Genomic DNA, 24,118 nt, shown 5'->3' on the forward strand with positions numbered 1-24,118 from the left:
TCAGATTTTCAAAATTATTGCAGATTAGTTATTCACACTTTTTTATCTGTCTTCTGTGACAAGTTGCGCACTAGCGCTCTTATTAGTGTGATTAATAATCCCCCGGTAAACATCCCTAAAAAATAGATCAGCACAATTAGTACAGAAATGGGTAGTGTTATTTGCGTGAAAAGTAGAGATAAGTTCACTGTCCCGCTATTTTGGAATGCAAACAGCGTAGTCAGAACCACAATCAACAAAAAGCACGCACCATAAACGTATTTCACTCAATAATCCTTTTCATTTCGGTACATCACATTTCAGTCTTAAAAAGGGAATAAACACAGATAGCCGAGAGTAAAATAGCGCTGTTCTGCTATTCACTATCGGCTATTTTTTTAAGAGCAGCTCTATCTATTAAGCGCATCCCGAATCACTTACATAAGTAAATGATTCGGGTAAGTGCACGTAACTAACCCCCTACGACTTCAAGAACAAAGGGAATTAGTAGTCAACGGCATCTCGAATAATCGGGCATGTCATGCAGTGACCGCCTCCGCGCCCACGGCCTAATTCACTGCCGACAATTTCAATCACTTCCACCCCTTCTTTACGCAACTGGGTGTTCGTTTTCGTATTACGGTCATAAGCCAGAACAACCCCAGGAGACAATGCAACCATGTTATTGCCGCTGTCCCACTGCTGGCGTTCGGTGTCGTAATCGTTGCCTTCCGTCTCTACCACACGCAGTTTTTTCAGGTTCAATGCCCCAGCAACCGCCTCAACAAAAGTGCCTTTATCGCGACTCAGCTTAATACCGGTTGGGCCTTTATCTGGGCGCAGTGAGAAGGTTTGAATCTGATTAACAATTGCCGGATACAGAGTCACCACATCACGGTCACAGAATGTAAATACCGTATCCAGATGCATGGCAGCACGCAGTTTTGGCATTGCGGCAATCATGACACGCTCGACTTGCCCTTCACTATTTTTAAACAGCGATTGAGCTAACTGAGTAATCGCCTGATGAGAGGTACGCTCACTCATGCCGATTAACACGGTTTTGTTACCAATCGGCATCACGTCGCCGCCTTCCAGTGTCGCCGTACCGTGGTGCTGCGTCGGATCACCCCACCATACTTTTACATTTGCGTCGCCAAAATCTGGGTGGAATTTATAGATAGCGGTGGTCAGAATAGTTTCTTCATGACGTGCAGGCCAATACAGCGGATTCAGTGTGACCCCACCATAAATCCAGCAGGTGGTGTCGCGGGTATAGAGCGTATTTGGCAGTGGCGGCAACAGATATTCGGTGATGCCAACTGCTTCGCGGATCAGCTTCAGTTCTTCTTTGTCACACTTACCGTCTTTATGTAATTCAGTGGTCGATAGCCCACCGATCAATACTTCCGCCAACACGCGTGATGTCAGGCTTTCCAGATAACTGCGGGTTTCATGCAAAATACCGAGTGACACTTCATTTGGCACAATTTGTTGATCCAGAATCCACTTTTTCGCGGCCGGATTTTCCAGTGTTTCCGCCAGCAAATTATGCATTTCAACCACATCAACACCGCGTTCACGCATTTTGGTCATAAAATCAAAATGGTCGCGTTTAGCTCTTTCTACCCACAGAACATCATCAAATAATAATTCATCACAATTGCTGGGGGTCAGGCGGTTATGAGCACGACCGGGGGCGCACACCATGACTTTATGTAACTTCCCGACTTCAGAATGGACACCAAACTTAGTTTTAGCGTGAGTTTTCTTCGCTTTATCTGACATAAGAACTCCAATAAATTATATGGTGATAATTCCGGTAAAGATGCTGTAAAGCGCAATAACCGCCGCCACGATGAGCACAATAAACAGTATTCTTTCGTAGGTATTAAAGGCTTTTTGATGCTGTTCACGTTTGGCAATCAAATACAAAATAGTGCCCGGGCCATAGATAATGGCCGACAGCAGCAAGTATTTCAGGCCACCTGCGTAAATCATCAGTGCGGAATAGAAGGTCGCGATAATGGCAAAAATAAGATCCTTGCGATGCCCACGTGCATTGGTTTCGTAAGTTTCACCGGTCCATGCCAGTTTTAATCCATATGCCCCGACGAGCAAATAAGGGATAAGGGTTAATGAGCTGGTTAATTCCAACGCCAACTGGAAAGCATAATCAGTAAACAGTGTCAGAATTAAGAACACTTGAATAAAGATATTTGTCAGCCAAACCGCCGCGGAAGGTACTGCATTACTATTTTCCGTCGCGAAGACTTTCGGCATACTTTTACTTTTGGCGGCGGAGAACAACACTTCTGCAGCCAGCAATGACCAAGACAAATAAGCGCCTAATACCGAAATAATCAAACCGACGCTAATGAAGATGGCCCCCCAACGCCCAACGATAGCTTCCAATACCCCTGCCATTGATGGTTGACGTAAAGCCGCAAGATCTGGACGGAGCAGCACACCGTAAGACAGCATGGTGATCAGCACCAACAGGCATAAAACACCAATAAAACCGAGAACAGTCGCAATACCCACATGGCTACGCTCTTTGGCGTAACGTGAATACACACTGGCCCCTTCAATGCCTAAGAACACAAACACCGTAACCAGCATTGTGCTGCGGACTTGAGAGAATAAGGACTCAGGTTCAACAACAGGTGCCATCACTGCCGCTGCATGACCGACATAGCCATAATCATTCAAGTGGGATAAATCCACGCTTTTAACAACGTCTGGTGTGCCCCAAAAGTTCAATGCAAAGACATCGCCTTTAAAGGCAAAAATCAGCACGATGACGAAAATGAAGATAGGAATGATTTTTGCGAAGGTCGCAATAGTATTAATCGCTGCCGCTTCTTTAACGCCCCGCAATATCAGGATATGGAATCCCCATAAAATAACGGAAGCCACTAATACTGCGGGGATGGTATTACCATCGCCAAATATAGGGAAAAATGCCCCGAGTGTTGACTTGATAAGTACGAAGTAAGAGACGTTACCAATACAAGTGCCGGCCCAAAAACCTAATGCTGAAGCAAAACCGAGATAATCCCCGAAGCCTTCTTTTGCGTAAATGAATACACCGGAGTCGAGATTAGGTTTACGCTGCGCTAATGTTTGAAAAACAAAAGCCAGCATTAACATCCCCCCCCCAGCAATACACCAAGCAATTAGTGCACCAAACCCACCAGTTGCTCGTCCGAAAGTCGCTGGTAATGAAAATATACCGGCCCCGATCATTGAACCGACCACTAAAGAAGTTAGGGCCGGCAAAGATAATTTATTCGTAGATGAATTGGCCATGATGTTCTCAATGACATTGGATAAATTAAGTTAAATGTAAATTCTGCTTATCCCACAAACAGATTCACCTGGACCCACTTACCGAGATAAATACATTTTTATGATAGCTTCCTTTAAAACTATTGCATAATGTCCGGAAAGTAGACCAAAAATAACAATATGTAAATTGTTGCAAAAATTATCACACACAACAGAATTTTGTAATAGTGATCAAAATCATCATTTCAGATATTCAACAATGTTCTAACCAGTTTAATTCACTGCATCAAAGATACTTCATTAGCATAGGAATCTGTTTTTTTTAATTAGGCCATTTAAGATGATTACCGCATGCCAATTCATTAAATAACTTAGGTATAGATAAGGGTGCTCGCACTCTTGCAGACACTGAACCCATGGTCTAACATTAATGATTAAGCCATAAACCATTAATTATAAAGTTCTTAAAATTCAATAGCTTAAATAACTCATATTCAGCTATAAAAATAGGCGTAATCTTATAAAATTTTATCTGTTTCTTCGCCTTCATCACCTTATCCCCCCTATGTAATCACAACCATAATCAGAGAGTGACCGTTCATAATCATCGCGTTTTATTTTTTATAAAACGTATAGGTAATACTCTTTTTTTATATTTCCCACGCGTAGCTATACTTGTGTGAAAAATCAACAACAATAGCGAAAAGATGATCGCCATTTAGGTTTTATTTAGATTTCATTTAGATTTAGCTTACATTTGTTATCGATACGTTAAAAAACAACCGTTACATTCCTACTAACGTAAATCACTATGAACTAACGCCATGACACGACAACAAACTAGCATTTTATTTTTGCACAGAAAGAAATGCCAGCATAAAAAACCGCAGTAACAATTTAATTTAAATAAAGAAAATATCCATTATTCTTTATGATCGCATTAGAAAGGCTGATGCTTTATGTTGAAATGTCCGATAGAGGCGCAGGTCATAATGATGAAATAGTGTAGGAATTATCCCTCAAACCTAACGTATTATTCTCTCATTGCCGGAAATAACGTAAATAAAACTGGTTAATTTCGTATTTAAAATTTACAACCTAGTCAATAACTCCCTAGTCAAATATACATATTGACGGTTATTTTAAAGGCATCACTTTACATTTAGGTTATTCGTTATCATTACCCTAGAAGTGATAACGTCTTGCGATGCTCTATCGCAAATACACGCTATTGCAAATGTTACCGAACAATAAAAACGGCCCCCATTGGGGGCCGCACTCAGTTTGTATATTCGTTAAACACACTGGTTTTAGGTTACTTGCTTATCAGATGCATGCTGAGTGCCCGCAACAGAATAACCGGCTAAAATCGCCACAAAGATCATAAATAGATGGCCTTCAGATGAATCCAACAAGAATGAGTTAAAGAAGTTGCAAGCCATATAGCTGGTCAAAACGGCTAACAAAATATTACGCAGAGCCGGTGTTTGCTGCCAGATAACCCGATAACAGCAGACAATCCACGCCAAGAAGATAATCAAACCCACCACTCCGGACTGAATAGTCTCCAGCAGATACTGGTTATGTGGATTATTGATTTTGTAGTTTATTTCTGGATTTTCATAATAGAAGCCACCAGCGCCGTGACCAAGAATTGGAGCCGCTTTAATCAGCCGTACCGCCTCTATAGCAAATGCGGAACGTTGCCCCATTGAGGTACTGCAAGCATCATTCTCATGGCCTGCAGACGCTGCTATGCAGACTTTTATTTCATCAATACCCTGAGTGATACGCTGCGTTGCTTTATTGGGGATAAATAAGAGTGCGGCGAATGCAACCACGCCCAGTATCACCAGTAGCCCGCGTTGACGGTTGCTCAACGAGAAAAACAACCAAACACCGAGTCCAACAACTAATGCAACATAACCGGTGCGTCCCAGAACCAAAAACAACACACTGTAACTGGCCGCGACGACAAGTAGTCCATATGCCCAGCGTTTCCACCCCTGGTTTTTAACCGCCAGAGCCAACCACAGCATAGCCGCCAAAGCCATGAAGAAGTTTTGGGTAATTTGCAGTTTAAAGATGGTGGGATTGGTTGGATCAACATTACCAATCGGGATGTGTAACACTCCAACCGCCAGTGTGCCAGCCAAAGCCACTGCGTTAGCCGCTAAAAACCCAATAGAAAACAGTTTAATCAGCCGTGGCTGATGAATAAAGAAGAGTGCCAGCGGCAGGATATAAAGAAACTTTTTATCTTTACCGACCATCTCCGGGCCATAACTGTTGTGATGAAATAACAATGACAATGCCAAAAGCGCAAACATAGCTGCTGGCAAGTAGACAAGTGGATTTGTCAGCAAGGGTTTAAATTGCAGTGAGTTACGGTTAACTATCAGACAAATCAGGACTAAAACCAACGATATATTGATAAGTGAGCTGGATGACGGCAAAGCAATACCGAGCAGTAATGCTGTGATGCCACTCAGTATGTCGCTACGACGGTTAGCCGGTGTCGTGACCGGCGAAGAAGTCGATGGGATGATCATAATTCTCTCAGTTTGAGCAGGTTGGGAGGCGATTAAAGTGGCTGGCAGACACCCGTTTTAACAAACTACCGGCTCTGTACACGCCAGGCGTCAACAGCCTCTATGACATCACGCACCGGAATTGCGTTCAAATAGCGATCGGTGGTGTCAGTATCTATCTCATTCGGGTGTGGCAAAGTGCGGTAGTGACCCGCCCATAAAAGGGTATGCGGAGCCTGCCACGGGTGCCATTGGTTAAGGTTGCTAGGGCCAAAAAGTACCACGGCCGGAGTTTGTAATGCCGCTGCCATATGCATAGCAACAGAATCCACACCAATAAATAGTTTAGCGTTATCGATCAAGACAGCCAGTTCCGGTAGCGCCAATTGACCAGATAGATTGATGACTTTTTCTGGTTGCACGCAACCGGCAATAATGTCAGCAATATAGTCCAGTTCAGCTTGGTCTTTGCCGCCTGTCAGTAGCACCGTTTCACCTTGCTCAGTTAAGTGGTTTATCAGTTGGCTAAAGGATTCACTGGCCCACGTTTTAAATTTCCAACGGGCAGAGGGCTGGATCAAAATGTAGTCATTAATGCTGTATTGCTGGCATAACTGTTTTACCCGCTCAACATCGTGCGCACCATAAGACATGGTGACATCAGTGCAAACCTCGGTCAGGTGTAGCGGTTCAAGAATATCCAGATTATTCAGTACGGTGTGCCGTTCGCCCGCATTAGGAATATCCACCAAAGCAGAATGGCAGTAGCGCCAGAGCCAAGTGTCACGTTTCGGGTAATGAAAACCAATACTGAAGCCGGGTTTTAAGAGGCGACAATAGGCTGCGGCGCGCCATTGGTCGGATAGGTTGAGAATCAGATCATAATGGTGCTCTTTTAATGCAGCAAATAACGCCTTTTCGCCACTAATTTGAGCTGGCAAGCCGGCATGTTTGAGACCACGATCCACAATAAACGCGTGATTGACCGTTTTATTCTCACGCAGCATATCTTGCGTGCCGCCATACAGTAGCACGTCAATTTTGGCTTGCGGATAGTGGGTTTTTAGCGTGCTGATTAACGGCGTAGTGAGAAGAACATCGCCGAAATGGCGTAATTTAATAACTAAAATGCGCTGAACTTTATCTTTCTCCCGCAATGTTTCTGGCAGGTTATATACCCTCTGTTGGGCGGTAGAAACAGGAGCAGAAAGTTGCCCGGCAGGTGATTCTGTCTTATTTGATGTATTCATCATAGGATGCGCCATCATCGGCAACGAAAGGGGGCAACAATGCTATCCAAGCACTTGCGACATAGCAATGATTTTTGGTGTTGCCCAGAGAGAACAAGCAGGCAGTGAAGATGCCATCAGCCTATCCCTAGAGGTTTACGCCGCCCCCCACGGCACGCTTTCCCGCAGAATCATTCTTGGGTTGTCGATTTACCCCACGAAACCCATTGACGTTATCGGTGCAGGAAGATTGAGTGCGGACAGTGCGCAAGAACCGTAGCATACAGCGGTATGTGACGGTGATGAGTACTGCCCGAAGTTCAAGCTGGCAAACAAGATAGTCAATTTTAATCGTCAATGTCACAGACCCGGAGCTTTCCACAACGACGTCGTCAACCCACTATCCACCAGCGTCAACTGGTCGGTATACACGGCTTGCCAATTGGTTTTGGCTGCCTGATAGAGTGCTTGATGCTCAGTATTGGGTGTATATTCTCGCTCCCAGCGCACCAGCCGTTCGCCGGTTTTATCCAGCGCGTCATAAAGCCCAACACCCACCCCTGCCGCAATGGCGCAACCTAACGCAGTGGCTTCTTTGACGACTGGCACGCGGACCGGAATGCCAGTGACATCCGCCAAGATTTGGCTCCACAGTTTGCCTTTTGATCCTCCCCCCGCAAAGACAACGGAAGAGGCTTTGACGCCAGAGAATTCGGCAATTTGTGCCAGATTACAGGCCGAGACTATCGCCGCATTCTCTTCTAACGCACGGAATAAGGTCGCTTTGTTGCACTTTTCGGGGTCGAGTGAAAGGTTGATAAATGAAGGTGCGGCGTGATACCAAGATTTAAAGCGCATCACATCAGAGAAAATAGGCATGACGCCATAAGCTCCCGCCGGCACCCTTGCCGCCATATCTTCCAGCAGACTGTAAGTATCAATACCCAGCCGTTGTGCGAGCAATTTCTCTTCAGCACAAAAAGCATCTCGGAACCAGCGCATCGTCAGGCCAGTGAAGAAACTAATAGATTCTGCTTGCACCATGCCGGGAATAACATGAGGGTTGATGCGTGTATTCATATTGGGATCAATGATGGGTTTGGGTAAGTTAACCACCTGCTGCCAGAAGGTGCCGCCCAATACCGCCGTCTGGCCCGGCCGCACCACACCAAGCCCCAAACAACCGAGTTGCACATCGCCACCGCCCATGACCACTGGCGTACCTGCCAACAAACCACACTCTTCTGCTGCTTGTGCCGTGACATGGCCGAGCAAGGTGCCCGTTTCTTTGACTGGCGATAAAATATCGGCACGTAATCCCGCCATCTCCAGTAAATTCGGTTGCCAGTTGCGGGTAGCTAAATCCAACATACCAGTGGTGCCCGCATTAGAGGGATCAACCGCCAGCTCGCCACTGAGCATATTCGCCAGCCAGTCACTTATCATGGTCAATGTGCCGGCCTGACGATAAATATCTGGCCGATAATGTGCCAGCCACAACAGCCTCGGCATGGCACTCAGCGCCAGCGTCTGCCCAGAGCATTGGTAGACTTCAAACTCAAATCCATGATCATGCAACTCTTTCAGCTCACTGACTTCGCGGCTGGCACGGGCATCCACATTAGCGCAGGCCCAGATAGGCTTGCCGCTACGGTCATAAAGCACAATACCTTCACGCATTGAGCACGCCGCAACCGCACGAATAGCACTGGCGGGTAGTTTGGCCTGATGCAAAGCCTGACGGATACACTGACAGGTCAATTTCCAGTTAGTGGTTAAATCAAACTCCATCGACCCCGGAACATCAGGTACTGGCAGATGTAGCCATTCAGCCTGCCCGGCGGCTATCTGATTACCATTAAGATCAAATATCACAGCCCGAACACTGCCCGTGCCTGCATCCAGAGCCATCAGGTATTCACCCGACGTGGTGGTCGTACAGAGTTGACTCATTGCGCTATCCTCTGTTTTATATGGATTTGTGAATAAACCGGTCCTCTACTGCTATAAATGAAATTTTGTAAAAGAAAAAAATATGGGCGTCATTGCCGTCGTCAGATTAGGGGCGCCCCGCGCGGAAAAACCGGCGCGTACACAGAATTCGTGAGAATTTTAAGCACCACACAAACCGAAACTGACACGCCAAATAGCCAATTAAATCAGTTTAATAATAGAACGTGCTGTCAGCTCATCGGTCACTAAGGCGTTCACATATTTGCCCTGTAGTGCAGCAACAATTGCCTCTGATTTCTCCACCCCACCTGCGACACCAATAACTGTCGGAATATTGGTCAACTCGGCCAGTGAGATGCCGATCAATTCTTGGTGAATTTGCATATCCGGCACCAATGCACCATCGGCTTGCATAAAGTAGCCGAGGATATCGCCGACGGCACCTTTGCGGCTGAACATCAACTGTTCACCTTCGCCGATGTAGCCGGAGCGCAAAATGGTGGCCTCTTTTTGCTGATTAACTGAGCCAATACCAACCACTGCAACATCTGCCGCTCGTGCTGCCAGCATCACATCACGCACACTGTTTTCCTGACGAAATGTTTCAGCCACTTTGGCACTGGATGCTCGCAAGGGAGCCGGAATAATGCTGACCTGACAGGCGGCATCTAGCTGACCGATTCCGGTCATGTAAGAGCCGACTCCGCCGGAAAGAGTCACCAGACGTACTTGCTGTGAGGCGATAAACCCACTCAGGTGCTGTAGCGCACACATGGTGGTTTCGCCAAAACCCACAGCCAGCAGTTGCTGCGGTTGTATTAATGCCATCAATAAATGTGCAGCACCAATTCCCAACCGGCTACTGATACTGAGGGAGGCCAGAGCGGGCAGAATACGGATATGTTTGAGGCCAAAATGCTGTTGCAGTTGGTTTTCCAGTTCCAGACAACCTTCATAACGCGAATTAATCTGTACCCGAATGACCCCTGACTGCCGGCCTTTCTCCAGTAATCTGGAGACCTTCAGTCTGGTCAACCCCAGCAGTTCGCCAATATCCCCTTGTGTTAAGCCATCGTGATAATAAAACCACGCAATACGAGCGAGCAGTTCCTCTTCACTCATGCTATTACCCGGATATTTGTATTCATCATTGGACGACATAGGTTTTTCTTTTGTGAGCACTTTTTCTTTCATCATTACCGACGTTTCTCTTCTGATTCCTCTCAACATTCATCAGCTCAACCGCTGAACACCGAATGTTAAATCTCAATTGATAACTACGCTAACAGCTTAAACAACATATTTGAACACATTTTAATTTAAATTTTTTTATTCACGAAAATGTGATCTTGATTACGCCATAAATGGGATTATACAGCTATCTTTTTTGAACACTTTTAATTTTAAATTATTTTTGTTCACTTGGAGCCACGATGCCGCAAACTATGACTACCCCGCCACCGCTGCTCCAAGTACGTGGTATTAGCAAACAGTTTTCCGGCGTAGTGGTATTGAAAAGTATCGACTTTACTCTGCAACCGGGCCAGGTTCATGCACTGTTAGGGGGGAATGGAGCGGGCAAATCAACACTGATGAAAATCATCGCCGGCGTGCTCCCCCCCGATAACGGCACTATTGAGATTAATGGGCAACCTTGTTTAAACCTCACACCTGCCAAGGCTCATCAACTGGGCATTTATCTGGTGCCGCAGGAACCGATGCTGTTTGCCAATCTGTCGGTGCAGGAAAATATCTTGTTCCGGTTACCCAAGCATCAAGCCGACAAGAAGAAGATGGCGCAGTTACTGCAAAGTTTGGGCTGCCATCTGGACTTAACGGCCAGTGCCGGTTCACTGGATGTTGCCGACCAACAATTAGTGGAGATCATGCGCGGCTTGATGCGTGATTCACGTATTTTAATTCTTGATGAACCTACCGCGTCGCTAACACCTGCGGAAACCAACCGTCTATTTAGCCAAATAAAAATGTTATTGCAGCAAGGCGTCGGTGTGGTCTTTATCTCTCACAAATTGCCGGAAATTCGTCAATTGGCCGATTGGGTTAGCGTCATGCGCGATGGGGGCATTGCCCTGAGTGGCGCGACGGCTGATTTCTCAACCGACACCATTATTCAGGCGATCACACCACAGGCGAAAAATAGCGAGTTATCAGATACCCAAAAATTATGGCTAGAGCTGCCCGGTAACCGCCGATCTCAAGCTCGCGCCCAATCAAATCAACCGGTAATACAAGTGAACGATCTGAGCGGCGAAGGTTTTGCTCACATCTCTTTTGAAGTACGCGCGGGTGAAATCCTTGGGCTGGCAGGTGTCGTCGGTGCTGGCAGAACTGAATTGGCCGAAACGCTGTATGGCTTACGCCCCGCCAGTGGTGGCCATGTCTTGCTGGAAGATATCAACATCACCACCATGAAAACCGTCAATCGGTTGGCTACCGGTCTGGTGTATCTGCCAGAAGACCGGCAGGCATCCGGGTTGTATCTGGATGCTCCCTTGAGCTGGAATGTGTGTGCGCTAACTCAAAGTAATCAGGGATTATGGACTCACCCGGCACAAGAGGCTGCCATTCTGGAGCGCTATCGTCGGGCGCTGAACATCAAATTCAATCACCTTGAGCAACCGGTAAGAACCTTATCCGGGGGAAACCAACAGAAACTACTGATTGCCAAATGCCTGGAAGCCAATCCGTTATTGCTGATCATTGATGAACCCACCCGTGGCGTGGATGTGGCGGCCCGCAGTGATATTTATCAATTGATCCGCAGCATTGCCGAACAACATGTGGCGATCATTTTTATTTCGTCTGATCTGGAAGAAGTGGTGCAGATGGCGGATCGCGTGTTGGTAATGCATCAAGGAGAAATCAGTGGCGCACTGGATGGCAGCGCCATGAACGTCGATACCATTATGCATTTGGCTTTCGGTGAACATCATGCCGACGCCCATCAGCCAGCTAAAAATGAGGGCGTATCATGTTGAAGTTTATCCAAAATAACCGCGAAGCGACTGCGCTGCTGGCGATTCTCGCCTTATTTGCCCTACTCGGTGTCATCGATCGTAATTATTTCAGCATGCAGACCTTCACCATGATCTTCAGCAGCGCGCAGATCCTGATCCTGCTGGCGATCGGGGCCACCATGGTGATGCTGACTCGCAACATTGATGTCTCTGTCGGCTCAATTACAGGTCTGTGTGCCGTGACCGTCGGTATGGCGCTGAATGCGGGGTTCGGGCTAGCACTCTCCTGCCTGTTCGCTCTGCTTGTTGGCATGGTGACCGGCTTCTTTAATGGCATTTTGGTGACTTGGCTGAGGATCCCAGCGATTGTCGCCACTCTGGGAACATTGGGGCTGTACCGTGGCTTAATGCTCTTACTGACTGGTGGCAAATGGATCGAAGGGTTACCGGCAGACCTCAAAAGTTTATCAACGCCCATTCTGTTTTCTATCTCCCCTATCGGCTGGCTGATTATGTTGCTGATTGTCGCGATGGCCCTATTGCTAGGGAAAACCGCCTTTGGCCGCAGCTTTTATGCCACTGGCGATAACTTGCAGGGCGCTCGCCAATTGGGGATCCGTACCGACAGCATTCGTATTTTTGCTTTCTCAATGAATGGCGTGATGGCGGCCCTTGCCGGGATCGTCTTCGCTTCACAGATTGGCTTTATCCCGAACCAGACCGGTAGCGGGTTAGAGATGAAAGCCATCGCCGCCTGTGTGCTGGGTGGGATCAGTCTGTTGGGGGGCACCGGCACGATTATTGGCGCAATCCTCGGCGCGTATCTCCTGACACAAATCGACAGCGTATTAGTCCTGCTACGCCTCCCTGCCTGGTGGAATGACTTTATCGCCGGCTTGGTGCTGCTGGGGGTGCTGGTCTTTGATGGCCGCCTACGTTGTGCTGTTGAACGCAATATCCGCCAACAGAAATATGCCAGATTCACTACCCAGCCAGTAAGGGCTGATAAGAAGAAAGAGAAAACCATCAGCAGTAAATCGTCGAGTGATAAACCCGCGAATAACAGCAAGCCTTTTAACAAAATCAAAAAAGAGGTGGCACCATGAGTTTATATCGACGTTACGGATGGGAACTGACTCTGGCCGGATTATTGGTACTGGAAATCCTGCTGTTTGGTTTATCGAATCCGCGCATGTTAGATATCAATGTGCTGCTGTTCAGTACCAGCGACTTTATCTGCATCGGAATAGTGGCCCTGCCGCTGACAATGGTGATTGTCAGCGGCGGTATTGATATCTCATTTGGCTCTACCATTGGATTGTGTTCCATATTCTTGGGTGTGATGTTCCAAGCCGGTGTGCCAATGAGTATCGCTATTCCGCTTACCTTTTTGGTTGGGGCGCTGTGTGGCCTGATTAACGCGGGGCTAATTCTGTATACCGGTGTCAATCCGCTAGTTATCACTCTTGGCACCATGTATCTGTTCGGTGGTAGCGCCTTACTGTTGTCGGGGATGTCGGGCGCTACAGGCTATGAGGGGATTGGCGGTTTCCCAACAGCCTTTACCGATTTTGCTAACCAAACCCTCTTCGGCCTACCCGTACCTCTGGTTATCTTTATGGTCTGCGTGTTGCTGTTTTGGCTGTTAATGCACCGCACCCATAGCGGTCGCAACGTTTTCCTTATCGGGCAGAACAGTCGGGTGGCACGTTACAGCGCCCTGCCTGTCGCTCGTACCCTCTGTATTTTGTATGCCCTGACTGGCGTGGCATCTGCTATTTCCGCCGTCTTATTGGTGTCTTACTTCGGCTCGGCACGCTCTGATTTAGGCGCATCATTCCTGATGCCTGCGATCACGGCTGTCGTCTTGGGGGGGGCCAATATTTATGGCGGTTCTGGCTCCATCCTCGGCACTGCACTGGCGGTATTACTGGTGGGTTACTTGCAACAAGGCCTGCAAATGATTGGCACACCCAACCAGATATCCAGTGCACTGTCCGGTGCATTACTGATTCTGGTGGTGGTTGGTCGCTCCATTAGCCTACATCGGCACCTGATTTATGAATGGCTGCAACGTCGTCGCAGCAGACACACCCTAGGTTAGCATTCTCATTTATATAGAAAATATTGTAGCGAAATGCCAACACCTCTACCCCTACAGAACAGTGATTCGGAGAACGCAATGAAAACACAAAGACTAAAAAAGCTGGCGCTGGTTTGTGCCCTCGGATTTGCTTGTACCACTTTTGGCTCTATAGCAACCGCACAAGCGGCTGAGCGCATCGCATTTATCCCGAAACTGGTCGGGGTTGGTTTCTTCACCAGCGGCGGTAAAGGTGCTGTCGATGCCGGTAAAGAACTGGGCGTCGATGTGACCTATGATGGCCCAACAGAACCGAGTGTTTCGGGTCAGGTTCAGTTAATCAACAACTTCGTTAACCAAGGCTATAACGCCATTGTCGTCTCTGCCGTTTCACCTGACGGCCTGTGCCCGGCGCTAAAACGTGCCATGCAACGTGGCGTCAAAATCCTAACTTGGGACTCTGACACCAAGCCAGAGTGCCGTTCGGTTTATATCAATCAGGGAACCCCGAATCAATTAGGGTCAATGCTGGTTGATATGGCAGCAAATCAGGTGAAAAAAGATAAGGCTAAAGTCGCATTTTTCTATTCCAGCCCGACAGTGACCGACCAAAACCAATGGGTGAATGAAGCGAAGAAAAAAATCCAGCAAGACCACCCCGGCTGGGAAGTGGTTACCACGCAATTTGGCTATAACGACGCCACTAAATCATTACAAACCGCGGAAGGTATTTTGAAAGCGTATGGCGATCTCGATGCCATTATTGCCCCTGATGCTAACGCTCTGCCTGCTGCTGCTCAGGCCGCTGAAAACCTGAAACGCGACAATGTGGCAATTGTCGGTTTCAGTACCCCGAATGTGATGCGCCCTTATGTTGAACGCGGCACGGTCAAAGAGTTTGGCCTATGGGATGTGGTGAACCAAGGCAAAATCTCAGTTTATGTTGCCAATGAGATGCTGAAGAAAGGCGACCTGAATGTTGGCGATAAAATTGATATCCCAAATATTGGTGTCGTCGAAGTCGTGCCAAACAGTGTGCAAGGCTATAACCATGAAGCCAAAGGCAACGGCATTGTATTACTGCCGCAGCGGGTCATTTTCACCAAAGAGAACATCGACAAATACGATTTCTAATCTCGGCGGCCCGCGGCGAGGTAGCCGCGGGCCACAATAGTATCTTTCACCTCCGTTTGGAGTAATTACAGATGGCTGATTTAGACGATATCAAAGACGGTAAAGACTTCGGAATTGGCGTACCGCAGAAAAATCCTGCTTTTACGCTAAAAGGCTGTGGCTCGCTCGATTGGGGTATGCAATCTCGTCTGGCACGGATATTTAATCCGAAAACCAATCGCACCGTGATGCTGGCGTTTGATCACGGCTATTTTCAGGGGCCAACCACCGGTTTGGAGCGGATTGATATCAATATCGCCCCGCTGTTTGACTATGCCGATGTCTTAATGTGTACCCGCGGTATTTTGCGCAGCATCGTACCCGCCGCAGCTAACCGCCCAGTGGTGCTGCGTGCATCTGGGGCTAACTCAATTCTGACAGAGTTATCCAACGAAGCTGTGGCTGTCGCGATGGAAGATGCTTTGCGGCTCAATTCCTGCGCCGTAGCAGCACAGGTTTACATCGGCACCGAGCATGAACATCAGTCAATCAAGAACATTATCCAGTTAGTTGACCAAGGCTTGCGCTACGGTATGCCAACCATGGCCGTGACTGGCGTCGGTAAAGACATGGCTCGCGACCAACGTTATTTCTCTTTAGCAACCCGCATTGCCGCCGAAATGGGTGCGCAGGTGATTAAAACCTATTATGTCGATAGTGGCTTTGAGCGTATTGCGGCAGGTTGCCCGGTGCCGATTGTCATTGCTGGCGGCAAAAAATTACCAGAGCGAGATGCACTGGAAATGTGCTATCAGGCAATTGATCAGGGCGCATCTGGCGTGGATATGGGGCGCAATATCTTCCAGTCAGAGGCGCCAATTGCCATGCTGAAAGCTGTGCATGCCGTGGTGCATAAAAACGAGAATGCAGAAACGGCTTATCAGTTGTTCCTCCACGAAAAAGGTTAATTCGAAATAGCTGCCGGCCTCGGCTGGCAAGCAATGACAAGGAGAAGGTTATGCATGTCACCCTCGTCGAAATTAATGTAAAAGATGACAAAGTTGCACCGTTTATTGAGGTTTTCCGTGCCAACCACTTAGGTTCTATCCGTGAGGCAGGGAATTTACGTTTTGATGTGTTGCAGGACGAGACTATCCCGACCCGCTTTTATATCTATGAAGCCTATATCGATGAAGATGCGGTAGCGGCCCATAAGAAAACACCGCATTATCTGAAGTGTGTCGAAGAACTGGAAGGGTTGATGACCGGCCCACGTAAGAAAACATCCTTTATTGGTCTGATGCCTTAACCGATACGGGCAGCACATGCTGCCCGCGCTCTCTCCCCAAAAATCCCTGAGAAACAAGGCATGAGCCGCGCTACTCTGATGGCTTTCCAAGCCGTTAAGCTGCTACTGATGGCTCATTCACAACCCGGTTACTGTGAATTAGGCCGTTTTGTGGCGGCAATTAATCTATGGAAGTCCATTAATGATTGTGCCTTTGCATATCGAAGTCAATTGATGGCGCAGATGCGTCAATGCTCTTCCCGACGCGGGCATACCAATGTATTGCAGCATATCCAAGGCTATTTCAGCCACCAACTCAGTCCCCGACAGCTATCTTATGCAACAGCGGTATTTTGATCCTTATCCAGAAGTTTTGCGCTTAAGGTATGGGCATTAGCGTCATAAATACTCCAGTTATCAGATAACGCCTATCAGCAAAATGTTTTCTGTGCGCTATTCTTAGCGCCGAAGATAATGATTAGCAGCCTTTCTGCGGTATCACGCGCTATGTGCTGTGCTCTCCACTGTAAAACAGGAGTTTCTATGAATATCACTCATCGCCTGGTACTGGCTTTGGCTTTCTCAACCACCTTGCTTGCCGGCTCCGCTAATGCAAACAGCTTATTAGATTCAGTAAAAAGTGCGGCAGACCAGTACAGCAAATCAGGCGACAGCTCATCTTCACTGTCGTCGCTAACCGGTTTACTCAATGGTGGCGATAAAGGCTTGAGTGCTAGCACCATGACCAATGCCGCCGGTATATTGCAATATTGCGTGCAAAATAACGTGCTGTCTGCCAATGGCACTACAGCGATTAAAGATCAATTGATGAGTAAACTGGGGATCACCAGCACTGAAAATGCCAAGAGCCAAGACTATCAAGAAGGTTTGGGTGGACTGCTGAAAACCGGTGAAGGGAAGAGTTTGAATCTGAACGATCTCGGTAGCGAGCAAATCACAGAAAAAATCAAAACCAAAGCCTGTGATTTAGTATTAAAACAAGGTAAGTCATTCTTGTTAAATTAATACAATAATAAATAGCAAAGCGCGGCTTTTAGTCGCGTTTTTATTTATCAATATATTCTGATGAAATATCCCACGTTTAGTTTTCTCCTATTGCCTACTTAAGAAAATAATTCTATTGAATGAGTTAACTATGTCAGGGATATAAAAAATAGAGAGTCACCTTTTTATAGCATTATACTCCCCTTGATCGGGGAGTATTGGCATTATTCGCAACTATGTTAAATTGCTTTTTCTGATTCGATTGGTTTTTGATTGCGGCTGGTAGCCACTTTGAAGACCCAATAAATAAGGCTGGCGGCAACCAGTGAATTAATGGTTGGAATCCCCCACTCAGTCACTAGCCCCACAATACTGCCGACAATACTGGCAATAATCGCAACCCAGCCAATAACCGGTGTTTCATCTGGTAATTTTCCTTCCTGCCGGCTCTTGTCCAGAATGTTACGATGAGAGCGCAGGACATAGTAATCAACCAACATAATACCGATAATCGGTGGGAACACGACACCCAGTACTGTAAGGAAGTCCACAAAGCGGTCTAATATGCCCAGTACAGACAGGGTCGTTCCTAACACACCAATAACTAATGTGGTCAATGTGTACTTCAGTTTCTTACCGGTTAAACCTTCAACGGCGTTAACAATACCGAGCGATGAAGAGTACAAATTGAGGTCATTAACCCTCAATGTGGAAAACACCACAACCAGCAAACCCGCTCCGCCGGCGGCCTGAGACATAATGGTCACAACATCCGCTGTACCAAGAGTTTTGGCGATAAGGATAGCCAGACCGTTGACGATAAACTCCCCGGCAATAATGGTAAAAATAGTCACGCCAAGGACATGCTTACTGTTTTTGGAGTAGCGCGTCAGATCAGGCGTCATTAGGCTCGCCACAATGGCCCCCCCAACCACAATCGTGATACCGGCACTGATAGGAAGATGCTCACCGGGTGGTACTAACTGAATAATTTCATGGATATTATGACCTGATAGCGTAGTAATGGAGATATAAGCCACCAGCAAAATAAACATCGGAACAGCAATGCGAGCGGCAATACGCAGTGCTTTAAAACCAAAGGCGACTAAAATGGTCAACAAGGTGCCCGATAAAGCAGCAGCAAATCCGAACCCTAGTTTATGGCCTAGTGCAAAATCTAGCGATTTAGCAAAAATAGCATTTTGAATGCCAAACCATCCGAGTAGACTCACCGCCACAACAATCCCTATCAGTACAGACCCCAAACGACCAAAACCACACCAGCGAGCCAGTAGGCTACCGGAAATCCCTTCACGCATACCTGCCAAACCAAGACCGTAAGTGACTACGCCAAATATTATGCTGCCGATAAGGATCGCAGTGAATGCATCAGTTAGGGTCATAGAATTACCGAGCACTGCACCGAGCATAAATTGATCCAGCGCAGTCAGCATACCCATATGAACGATGGCGACACTTAAAAATGAAACCCTTTTATCCTGTGGCACTCGGCTCAATGGATAATCTTCAATTTTGATCACGATAAGGTGTACCCTTAGTTGTCAGATAAACTGGATCCCTTTTGCCACCAGTCGATCAGGAATATAATTATCCAAATGTGCAAATTTGCAAAACTCCTCAAATTGTTGCAACGTGTGGACATCAGATTTTTGATAAATAGTATATATTCTATTTTCTATCGTTTTAGTACTGATGTTATATATCTTGGCAATCTCTTTAACTGAGAATCTTTGTAGCATTAAAAATATAACGTCAAGTTCAGCCCGAGTGAATGTACTGCTATTAATTTCAGTCGTTAAAATACTGGGTTTTTGTTGGTTTATATATTTTAATGGAGATAACGTATTAAGTGGTTTGGCACTCCACATAACGCCAATGACTTCTTTTTTATCATTATAAATAGGTAGCTTTTCACTAATAAATGGTGTCAGCGTGTCTTTGCCATACCAATAATGTGTTTCTATTACGGTAACCCGGTTTTGTGATTCCTCCGTCCGTTTATCATGCTCTATAAACTCGGGAGAAAACTCAGCCCAGTGAGCAGGAAACTCATCATCCATTTTCCCCTCTATCTCAAAACTCAATGGTGTATTGGTATAGAGGTAAGCGGCCCTATTCATATAAATATGGCGGGAGTTTAGATCTTTAATGCCCCATGGCTCACTTAAGTGTTCCATCATGGCAATAAGGCCCTTGAAATAAATATCATTATTTTTATCGGGCAAATCCATTACGACCTCGCCGATCAAAAATGGGTTAAACTTCTTTTATCAGTTCTTTTGCCAGATAGTGCCGCGTATGCTTTTTGGCATACCCACCTAAATTACCATATACACGGTAACCTAACTTTTCATAAAAGCCTCTCGCCTGAAAATCGAAAGTGTCTACATAAGCCATATGACATCCACGCTTAATGGCTTCCTCTTCCGCTCCTTTCATTAATTGACGGCCATAGCCACTTTCACGATAACCGTCACTGACCCAAAGATATTGTACTTCAAGTCCGCCCCACCAAGTTCTGGCCACTAATCCCGCCACAATTTTATCATTGTCGTCGGTCACAGTGAGGAACAACGGGTGGATATCTACCGCTTGCGTTTTATGGTTATGTGTCCAAAGACCATCGATAACATATTCTTCGTCTAGTGGGTTTGGCGTATCCGTAACGTTGATATTCATTTTTGTAACATACCTTCCTATGCTAATAATTATAGTCAAATGAATGAATCCCAACTATCTGTAATATCATTTTCCTTAAAGTGTTACAAGAGTGGTTTTCACCCGTTCCCGCCATCATGTTAAGTGTTTATATTTATTGTGACAGAGCTAAAAAATATCAATACAAGTTGTAGGTGTAATCTATTTTTCTTGCTCTGCCTGCAAATGCTGATATCGCCTCACCAGGGCTTCATCGGGGAAACCTACCATAATTTACGGCTCCACCCGTAGAGCAAGACTAACTTGCCAGAGGGAGGAGCCGCTCATCAATGCACCAATCCATAAATCTTACTACTTAATATCTGCTTCATCGAAAAACCAGTAGCCCTGATTGACCAGCTCGGTTAACTCAGCAACAAAAGCAGGATTGTTGAGTGACTCACCCAGCTCCTTTTTCCCAATAAGGGTGTAGCGGCACAGCGCGTCAGCCGCTTTAGGATCGACAGTGTCCAAGCACTCATTGTTGATGAAGACGCTGTCACCAACTTGCAGCACTCGCAACCCACCAAGGCGCGTCAATGCATCTCCTTGCATGAGGGCGTCAACAATCTCACTCGGCTCATAAGGTGGCTCCGCCGGCGCGATATCAAGCTCATGGCGCGGCGTGGTTACGAAGCGGCCAAACCACTGTTTAAACTCTTCCGGCTGATTAATCATGTCGATCATCATGGTACGCACACGATCGAGTTCATAATCTTCCACCCGCCCAGAATGTTCCCGACAGGTTAAATCGGGGTCGCTATAGTGCTCACTGCCAAGATCGTTCTCCAGCACATAGTCAGCAAAACTACTGATGAGATCCCTACCGTTTGGCCCACGAAAACCGACTGAGTAGTTAAAGGCTGTTTCATGAGTAAAACCGTCGTGTGGGAAGCCTGGCGGAATATATAAAATGTCGCCGGGTGCTAAATCTTCATCAATGATCGGTGTGAAAGGTTCAACGTGAAGTAATGCCGGATGCGGGCAAAACTGTTTCAGAGGCAACTTATCACCCACGCGCCAACGGCGGCGGCCCATCCCTTGAATAATAAAAACATCATATTGATCGATATGTGGCCCAACACCGCCGCCAGGAACAGAAAAGGAGATCATTAAGTCGTCTAAGCGCCAATCCGGTAATACCCGAAATGGGCGCACCAGTTCGGCTGACGGAGCATGCCAGTGATTAACCGCCTGCGCCAATAATGACCAGCCGGTTTCACCCAGATTATCAAAATGTTCAAAAGGCCCATTACTGGCCTGCCACTGACCATTTTGATGACTGACCAAACGGCTATCAACCTCCGCTTCCATCGCCAGTCCCGCCAGTTCATCCGGCGTAATAGGATCAACAAAGTTCGGGAAGGCATTTTTTAATACCACAGGTTGTTTTTGCCAGTACTTTTCTAAAAATTCGGGCCAGTTAAGATTCAGTTGATAAGCCATGCTTTCACACCAGTAAGAAAAAAACGGGCCTGATTATAAAGTGGCTAATACCCAAACCGCCTTGTCATTGGTCAAGGCGAAACGAATCTTGGCGAACGGTGCTCTGGCAATAAGGAGATAGTCACAGTGCGCTGGTTTTCTCTTTGCAGATCACATGTTTTGGCTGCCGCTATTCCCTCATAAAAACTGCGCGTTATTATTCACGACGTAAATCCCTTTCAACTCATGCAGGGGTTTGATGCTGGGAATGTTTGGGATGATTGCATTCACCGCCTTGATATCGATAACCAATGCCATGCACAGTTCGAATCAATACGGGATTCACTGGGTCAAGTTCAATGGTTTTGCGCAGCTTGGAAATGTGCTGATCCAATGTCCGGCTCTGCGGTAAATGGTCGTATCCCCATACGGCATCAAATAGCATATCCCGGGTCACGACTCGATTTTTGTGCTGATAAAGATAACGCAGAATATTGACTTCGCGCAGTGATAACTCAAGACGTTGCTCGCCTCGGGTAGCGCACAGCTCAGTAGGAATAACAGTCAAATCTCCAAACGGGAAACCCGCATCTTCTTCAGAGAGCGGTGCCTGTCGTAGGCAACGACGAGCAATAGTTTTAATTCTGGCGCGCATCTCATGAATACCAAAGGGTTTACTGATGTAATCATCTGCTCCCAGCTCTAATCCAATCACTCGATCAATCTCTTCATCCTTAGCTGACAGAAAGACGATAGGTATCTGCCAGTTGTGTTTGCGGATCTCCCGACAGACTTTGTAGCCATCAAGCTCCGGCATCATAATATCGAGAATAATAAAATCGGGCTGCTGTTGACGGTATAGCGCCAGTGCCTGAACCCCATTTTCGGCTGCAATAGGGTGATAGCCTTCATGCGCTAAAACCTCCATCAGGCCGTTGCGGATATGGGCATTATCTTCAGCAATTAATATTTTCACGTTGATGGCTCCTTGCCTATGTTGGTTTTTTCATCCGGTGTCATGGGCAGTTTAAGGGTAAAACAGCTACCCGTCGGGCCACTGCTGACTAAAATTTCGCCCTGCAAACTGGTCGCCAACTGTCTGGCAATGGTGAGCCCAATACCGGTCCCTGATACGCCTTCAGTAATGTGGCTTTTCACTCGATAGAAGGGCTGAAAAATAGCTTTCAATTCTTTCGCAGCCATACCGCTGCCGTAGTCTCGCACCCGGATCAGCACCCTGTTGTCGGCCTGTTCAGCAATCAATTCCACCCGCTTTCCCTGCGCTGCATATTTTTCAGCGTTACTGAGAAAATTACTGATAATTTGCGTCAGCCGATCGACATCGGTCGTGAGGTGAATATCGCCATTAACTATTAACACCAACTCCATATCTTTCGCGGCAAAAGCGGGAGTAAAAGCATGGTAAATATCGTTTAGCAATGGGCGCAACACCACGGGCTGTAAGTGTACTTTTGGCACATTGGTAAAACTGAGGATATTTTGAATAAGGCGGGAGAGCCGCTGGCTTTCATTAAGGATCACTGCAAGATAGCGCTGACTAGGGCTAGAAAAGGTGCTCTCCTCCGGCTGTAATTCCTGAAGCATTTCGGCATACAGAGAAATATTGGTCAATGGCGTTTTTAGCTCGTGAGAGACCTGCCCGACAAAACTGACCTGCTGCTGTGCAAGGCGCAACTGACGGGTATATTCCCGGTAAAGGTATAACATCGCCAACCCGATAATCGCCATCAGAAACCCCAACATCAGCCCACCCCAGAGGTAAAGAGAGGAGCTGTTCACCGCTTTGGCGTAATAATCTATCTGCCAGGCGTTCAGTGGGTAAGGCAAGTGTTGGGAGTTCAATGCAACCCGATCACTCGTCAACGTTTGATGATCATTTTGGTAGAGTAAGCGCCCATCATCCAGCACCTGCAATGTATTCGGTGCAGAGTCAAAATCCAGTGAGTTAATCACATCAGACAGTAGCTTGACGTAGGGGACCTTAAAACCAATAAGCTGGCTGCCCTGTTGTTGCCAATAAATGAGCAAGGGATCGTTCGCTTCACGGCTAAAGTACCAGCCGGAGGTGGGTTGGGTCTGTTCGTCGGTGAAATGGTGACTGTAGAGTAAACTCGGATCCTGCACGATAGGAGTGATGGCCTGCACCCAGCTTTTTTCCTTCTCCGTCAATGCCGCCTCGGTATTGGGAAACAAAAGCTGATTTTTCTTCAGCACGAACAGAGCATCAATGCCGCTCTCCTGCGCAACTAATGCGTTGAGCGTTTTGCTGTCTACATTAACATAAGAAGCAATCGAGCTAAGGCGCACTGCATTTTGATTTAGCAGGTCCAAAATAAAACGACTGACTTGCTCAGTATGGCTTTGAGCTAAACGTTGATTTTGATAATGACGTAATAAGGTTTCATGGGTCAGAGTACGATAGCCAAAATAAGCAATCGCGGAAAAAATCACTAATGTGATAAACGCAAAAAGAAACAGACTTCTCGACGATTTCATGTTCCATC

Annotated in this window: 21 protein-coding genes and 1 pseudogene; 9 read left to right on the forward strand and 13 right to left on the reverse strand. The window is 46.8% G+C overall.

The window, feature by feature from the left end; genetic code table 11:
• Window positions 1–32: 32 nt before the first annotated feature.
• The 5 genes from HUZ92_RS06660 to rfaQ form a co-directional block, all read right to left on the reverse strand.
• Window positions 33–266, reverse strand: a complete 234-nt coding sequence (locus tag HUZ92_RS06660; RefSeq protein ID WP_050100001.1) for a lipopolysaccharide assembly protein LapA domain-containing protein — start codon at window positions 264–266, stop codon at window positions 33–35.
• Window positions 267–483: 217 nt separating this feature from the next.
• Window positions 484–1,767, reverse strand: a complete 1,284-nt coding sequence (gene arcA, locus HUZ92_RS06665) for an arginine deiminase (protein ID WP_050099999.1) — start codon at window positions 1,765–1,767, stop codon at window positions 484–486.
• 15 nt (window positions 1,768–1,782) lie between these two features.
• Window positions 1,783–3,291, reverse strand: coding sequence for an amino acid permease (locus tag HUZ92_RS06670; RefSeq protein ID WP_050099997.1), 1,509 nt, complete (start codon window positions 3,289–3,291; stop codon window positions 1,783–1,785).
• A gap of 1,289 nt (window positions 3,292–4,580) precedes the next feature.
• Entirely contained in the window at window positions 4,581–5,822 is a 1,242-nt protein-coding gene (gene waaL-ps / locus HUZ92_RS06675) for an O-antigen polysaccharide ligase WaaL-ps (protein ID WP_050099994.1), read from the reverse strand.
• Between the two features lie 65 nt (window positions 5,823–5,887).
• Window positions 5,888–7,054 (reverse strand): putative lipopolysaccharide heptosyltransferase III, encoded by a 1,167-nt coding sequence (gene rfaQ / locus HUZ92_RS06680; RefSeq protein WP_050140902.1) that lies wholly within the window; start codon window positions 7,052–7,054, stop codon window positions 5,888–5,890.
• Between the two features lie 64 nt (window positions 7,055–7,118).
• Here rfaQ and HUZ92_RS06685 point away from each other — a divergent pair, with 64 nt between their 5' ends.
• Complete coding sequence (locus tag HUZ92_RS06685; RefSeq protein WP_050295895.1) at window positions 7,119–7,310, forward strand: hypothetical protein; 192 nt, start codon at window positions 7,119–7,121, stop codon at window positions 7,308–7,310.
• A gap of 80 nt (window positions 7,311–7,390) precedes the next feature.
• Here the strand turns inward: HUZ92_RS06685 and lsrK are convergent, their stop codons facing one another.
• Window positions 7,391–8,983, reverse strand: coding sequence for an autoinducer-2 kinase (gene lsrK / locus HUZ92_RS06690; RefSeq protein WP_050099990.1), 1,593 nt, complete (start codon window positions 8,981–8,983; stop codon window positions 7,391–7,393).
• Between the two features lie 201 nt (window positions 8,984–9,184).
• Window positions 9,185–10,177, reverse strand: coding sequence for a transcriptional regulator LsrR (gene lsrR / locus HUZ92_RS06695; RefSeq protein WP_050140931.1), 993 nt, complete (start codon window positions 10,175–10,177; stop codon window positions 9,185–9,187).
• A 239-nt stretch (window positions 10,178–10,416) separates the two neighbouring features.
• Here lsrR and lsrA point away from each other — a divergent pair, with 239 nt between their 5' ends.
• From lsrA to HUZ92_RS06735, 8 genes and pseudogenes are all read left to right on the forward strand, one after another.
• Window positions 10,417–11,982: an autoinducer 2 ABC transporter ATP-binding protein LsrA gene (gene lsrA, locus HUZ92_RS06700; protein ID WP_050099987.1), complete on the forward strand. Its 1,566-nt coding sequence runs from the start codon at window positions 10,417–10,419 to the stop codon at window positions 11,980–11,982.
• On the forward strand, window positions 11,976–13,067 hold the full coding sequence (lsrC, locus tag HUZ92_RS06705; protein WP_050099986.1) for an autoinducer 2 ABC transporter permease LsrC: 1,092 nt from the start codon (window positions 11,976–11,978) through the stop codon (window positions 13,065–13,067). Before lsrA ends, lsrC begins: the two co-directional genes overlap by 7 nt.
• The gene (lsrD, locus tag HUZ92_RS06710) at window positions 13,064–14,065 is read left to right on the forward strand and encodes an autoinducer 2 ABC transporter permease LsrD (protein WP_050099985.1); all 1,002 of its coding nucleotides are present in this window, start codon (window positions 13,064–13,066) and stop codon (window positions 14,063–14,065) included. The genes lsrC and lsrD overlap by 4 nt, the downstream gene beginning before the upstream one ends.
• Window positions 14,066–14,143: 78 nt before the next feature.
• Complete coding sequence (gene lsrB, locus HUZ92_RS06715) at window positions 14,144–15,178, forward strand: autoinducer 2 ABC transporter substrate-binding protein LsrB (protein WP_145579634.1); 1,035 nt, start codon at window positions 14,144–14,146, stop codon at window positions 15,176–15,178.
• A gap of 71 nt (window positions 15,179–15,249) precedes the next feature.
• A complete protein-coding gene (lsrF, locus tag HUZ92_RS06720) occupies window positions 15,250–16,125 on the forward strand; it encodes a 3-hydroxy-5-phosphonooxypentane-2,4-dione thiolase (protein ID WP_050099981.1) in 876 nt (291 codons plus the stop codon).
• Between the two features lie 50 nt (window positions 16,126–16,175).
• A complete protein-coding gene (lsrG, locus tag HUZ92_RS06725) occupies window positions 16,176–16,466 on the forward strand; it encodes a (4S)-4-hydroxy-5-phosphonooxypentane-2,3-dione isomerase (protein WP_145579633.1) in 291 nt (96 codons plus the stop codon).
• Between the two features lie 51 nt (window positions 16,467–16,517).
• Window positions 16,518–16,842: pseudogene (locus HUZ92_RS06730) on the forward strand (DUF1722 domain-containing protein); the annotation flags it as partial.
• A 146-nt stretch (window positions 16,843–16,988) separates the two neighbouring features.
• Complete coding sequence (locus tag HUZ92_RS06735; protein WP_050099975.1) at window positions 16,989–17,471, forward strand: DUF2501 domain-containing protein; 483 nt, start codon at window positions 16,989–16,991, stop codon at window positions 17,469–17,471.
• A gap of 218 nt (window positions 17,472–17,689) precedes the next feature.
• Here the strand turns inward: HUZ92_RS06735 and HUZ92_RS06740 are convergent, their stop codons facing one another.
• The 6 genes from HUZ92_RS06740 to HUZ92_RS06765 form a co-directional block, all read right to left on the reverse strand.
• Window positions 17,690–18,991 carry a cytosine permease gene (locus tag HUZ92_RS06740; protein WP_050140909.1) on the reverse strand — a complete coding sequence of 434 codons (1,302 nt, stop codon included), beginning with the start codon at window positions 18,989–18,991 and terminating at the stop codon, window positions 17,690–17,692.
• A 21-nt stretch (window positions 18,992–19,012) separates the two neighbouring features.
• Window positions 19,013–19,702: a helix-turn-helix transcriptional regulator gene (locus tag HUZ92_RS06745; protein WP_050099972.1), complete on the reverse strand. Its 690-nt coding sequence runs from the start codon at window positions 19,700–19,702 to the stop codon at window positions 19,013–19,015.
• Between the two features lie 25 nt (window positions 19,703–19,727).
• On the reverse strand, window positions 19,728–20,150 hold the full coding sequence (locus HUZ92_RS06750) for a GNAT family N-acetyltransferase (RefSeq protein ID WP_050099970.1): 423 nt from the start codon (window positions 20,148–20,150) through the stop codon (window positions 19,728–19,730).
• 330 nt (window positions 20,151–20,480) lie between these two features.
• Complete coding sequence (locus HUZ92_RS06755; protein ID WP_050099968.1) at window positions 20,481–21,614, reverse strand: ribosomal protein uL16 3-hydroxylase; 1,134 nt, start codon at window positions 21,612–21,614, stop codon at window positions 20,481–20,483.
• Window positions 21,615–21,837: 223 nt separating this feature from the next.
• Window positions 21,838–22,569, reverse strand: a complete 732-nt coding sequence (locus tag HUZ92_RS06760; RefSeq protein WP_050099966.1) for a response regulator transcription factor — start codon at window positions 22,567–22,569, stop codon at window positions 21,838–21,840.
• The gene (locus tag HUZ92_RS06765) at window positions 22,566–24,110 is read right to left on the reverse strand and encodes a sensor histidine kinase (protein WP_145579632.1); all 1,545 of its coding nucleotides are present in this window, start codon (window positions 24,108–24,110) and stop codon (window positions 22,566–22,568) included. Before HUZ92_RS06765 ends, HUZ92_RS06760 begins: the two co-directional genes overlap by 4 nt.
• Between the last annotated feature and the right edge of the window lie 8 nt (window positions 24,111–24,118).

It is taken from the genome of Yersinia vastinensis, assembly GCF_902726565.1.
Lineage (GTDB): Bacteria > Pseudomonadota > Gammaproteobacteria > Enterobacterales > Enterobacteriaceae > Yersinia > Yersinia vastinensis.

What these genes read in the sequence shown, in the direction of transcription:
- arcA (WP_050099999.1), bottom strand. Translation starts at nt 1,767, where the DNA reads ATGTCAGATAAAGCGAAGAAAACTCACGCTAAAACTAAGTTTGGTGTC.
- HUZ92_RS06670 (WP_050099997.1), bottom strand. Translation starts at nt 3,291, where the DNA reads ATGGCCAATTCATCTACGAATAAATTATCTTTGCCGGCCCTAACTTCT.
- waaL-ps (WP_050099994.1), bottom strand. Translation starts at nt 5,822, where the DNA reads ATGATCATCCCATCGACTTCTTCGCCGGTCACGACACCGGCTAACCGT.
- rfaQ (WP_050140902.1), bottom strand. Translation starts at nt 7,054, where the DNA reads ATGATGAATACATCAAATAAGACAGAATCACCTGCCGGGCAACTTTCT.
- HUZ92_RS06685 (WP_050295895.1), top strand. Translation starts at nt 7,119, where the DNA reads ATGATTTTTGGTGTTGCCCAGAGAGAACAAGCAGGCAGTGAAGATGCC.
- lsrK (WP_050099990.1), bottom strand. Translation starts at nt 8,983, where the DNA reads ATGAGTCAACTCTGTACGACCACCACGTCGGGTGAATACCTGATGGCT.
- lsrR (WP_050140931.1), bottom strand. Translation starts at nt 10,177, where the DNA reads ATGAAAGAAAAAGTGCTCACAAAAGAAAAACCTATGTCGTCCAATGAT.
- lsrA (WP_050099987.1), top strand. Translation starts at nt 10,417, where the DNA reads ATGCCGCAAACTATGACTACCCCGCCACCGCTGCTCCAAGTACGTGGT.
- lsrC (WP_050099986.1), top strand. Translation starts at nt 11,976, where the DNA reads ATGTTGAAGTTTATCCAAAATAACCGCGAAGCGACTGCGCTGCTGGCG.
- lsrD (WP_050099985.1), top strand. Translation starts at nt 13,064, where the DNA reads ATGAGTTTATATCGACGTTACGGATGGGAACTGACTCTGGCCGGATTA.
- lsrB (WP_145579634.1), top strand. Translation starts at nt 14,144, where the DNA reads ATGAAAACACAAAGACTAAAAAAGCTGGCGCTGGTTTGTGCCCTCGGA.
- lsrF (WP_050099981.1), top strand. Translation starts at nt 15,250, where the DNA reads ATGGCTGATTTAGACGATATCAAAGACGGTAAAGACTTCGGAATTGGC.
- lsrG (WP_145579633.1), top strand. Translation starts at nt 16,176, where the DNA reads ATGCATGTCACCCTCGTCGAAATTAATGTAAAAGATGACAAAGTTGCA.
- HUZ92_RS06735 (WP_050099975.1), top strand. Translation starts at nt 16,989, where the DNA reads ATGAATATCACTCATCGCCTGGTACTGGCTTTGGCTTTCTCAACCACC.
- HUZ92_RS06745 (WP_050099972.1), bottom strand. Translation starts at nt 19,702, where the DNA reads ATGGATTTGCCCGATAAAAATAATGATATTTATTTCAAGGGCCTTATT.
- HUZ92_RS06750 (WP_050099970.1), bottom strand. Translation starts at nt 20,150, where the DNA reads ATGAATATCAACGTTACGGATACGCCAAACCCACTAGACGAAGAATAT.
- HUZ92_RS06755 (WP_050099968.1), bottom strand. Translation starts at nt 21,614, where the DNA reads ATGGCTTATCAACTGAATCTTAACTGGCCCGAATTTTTAGAAAAGTAC.
- HUZ92_RS06765 (WP_145579632.1), bottom strand. Translation starts at nt 24,110, where the DNA reads ATGAAATCGTCGAGAAGTCTGTTTCTTTTTGCGTTTATCACATTAGTG.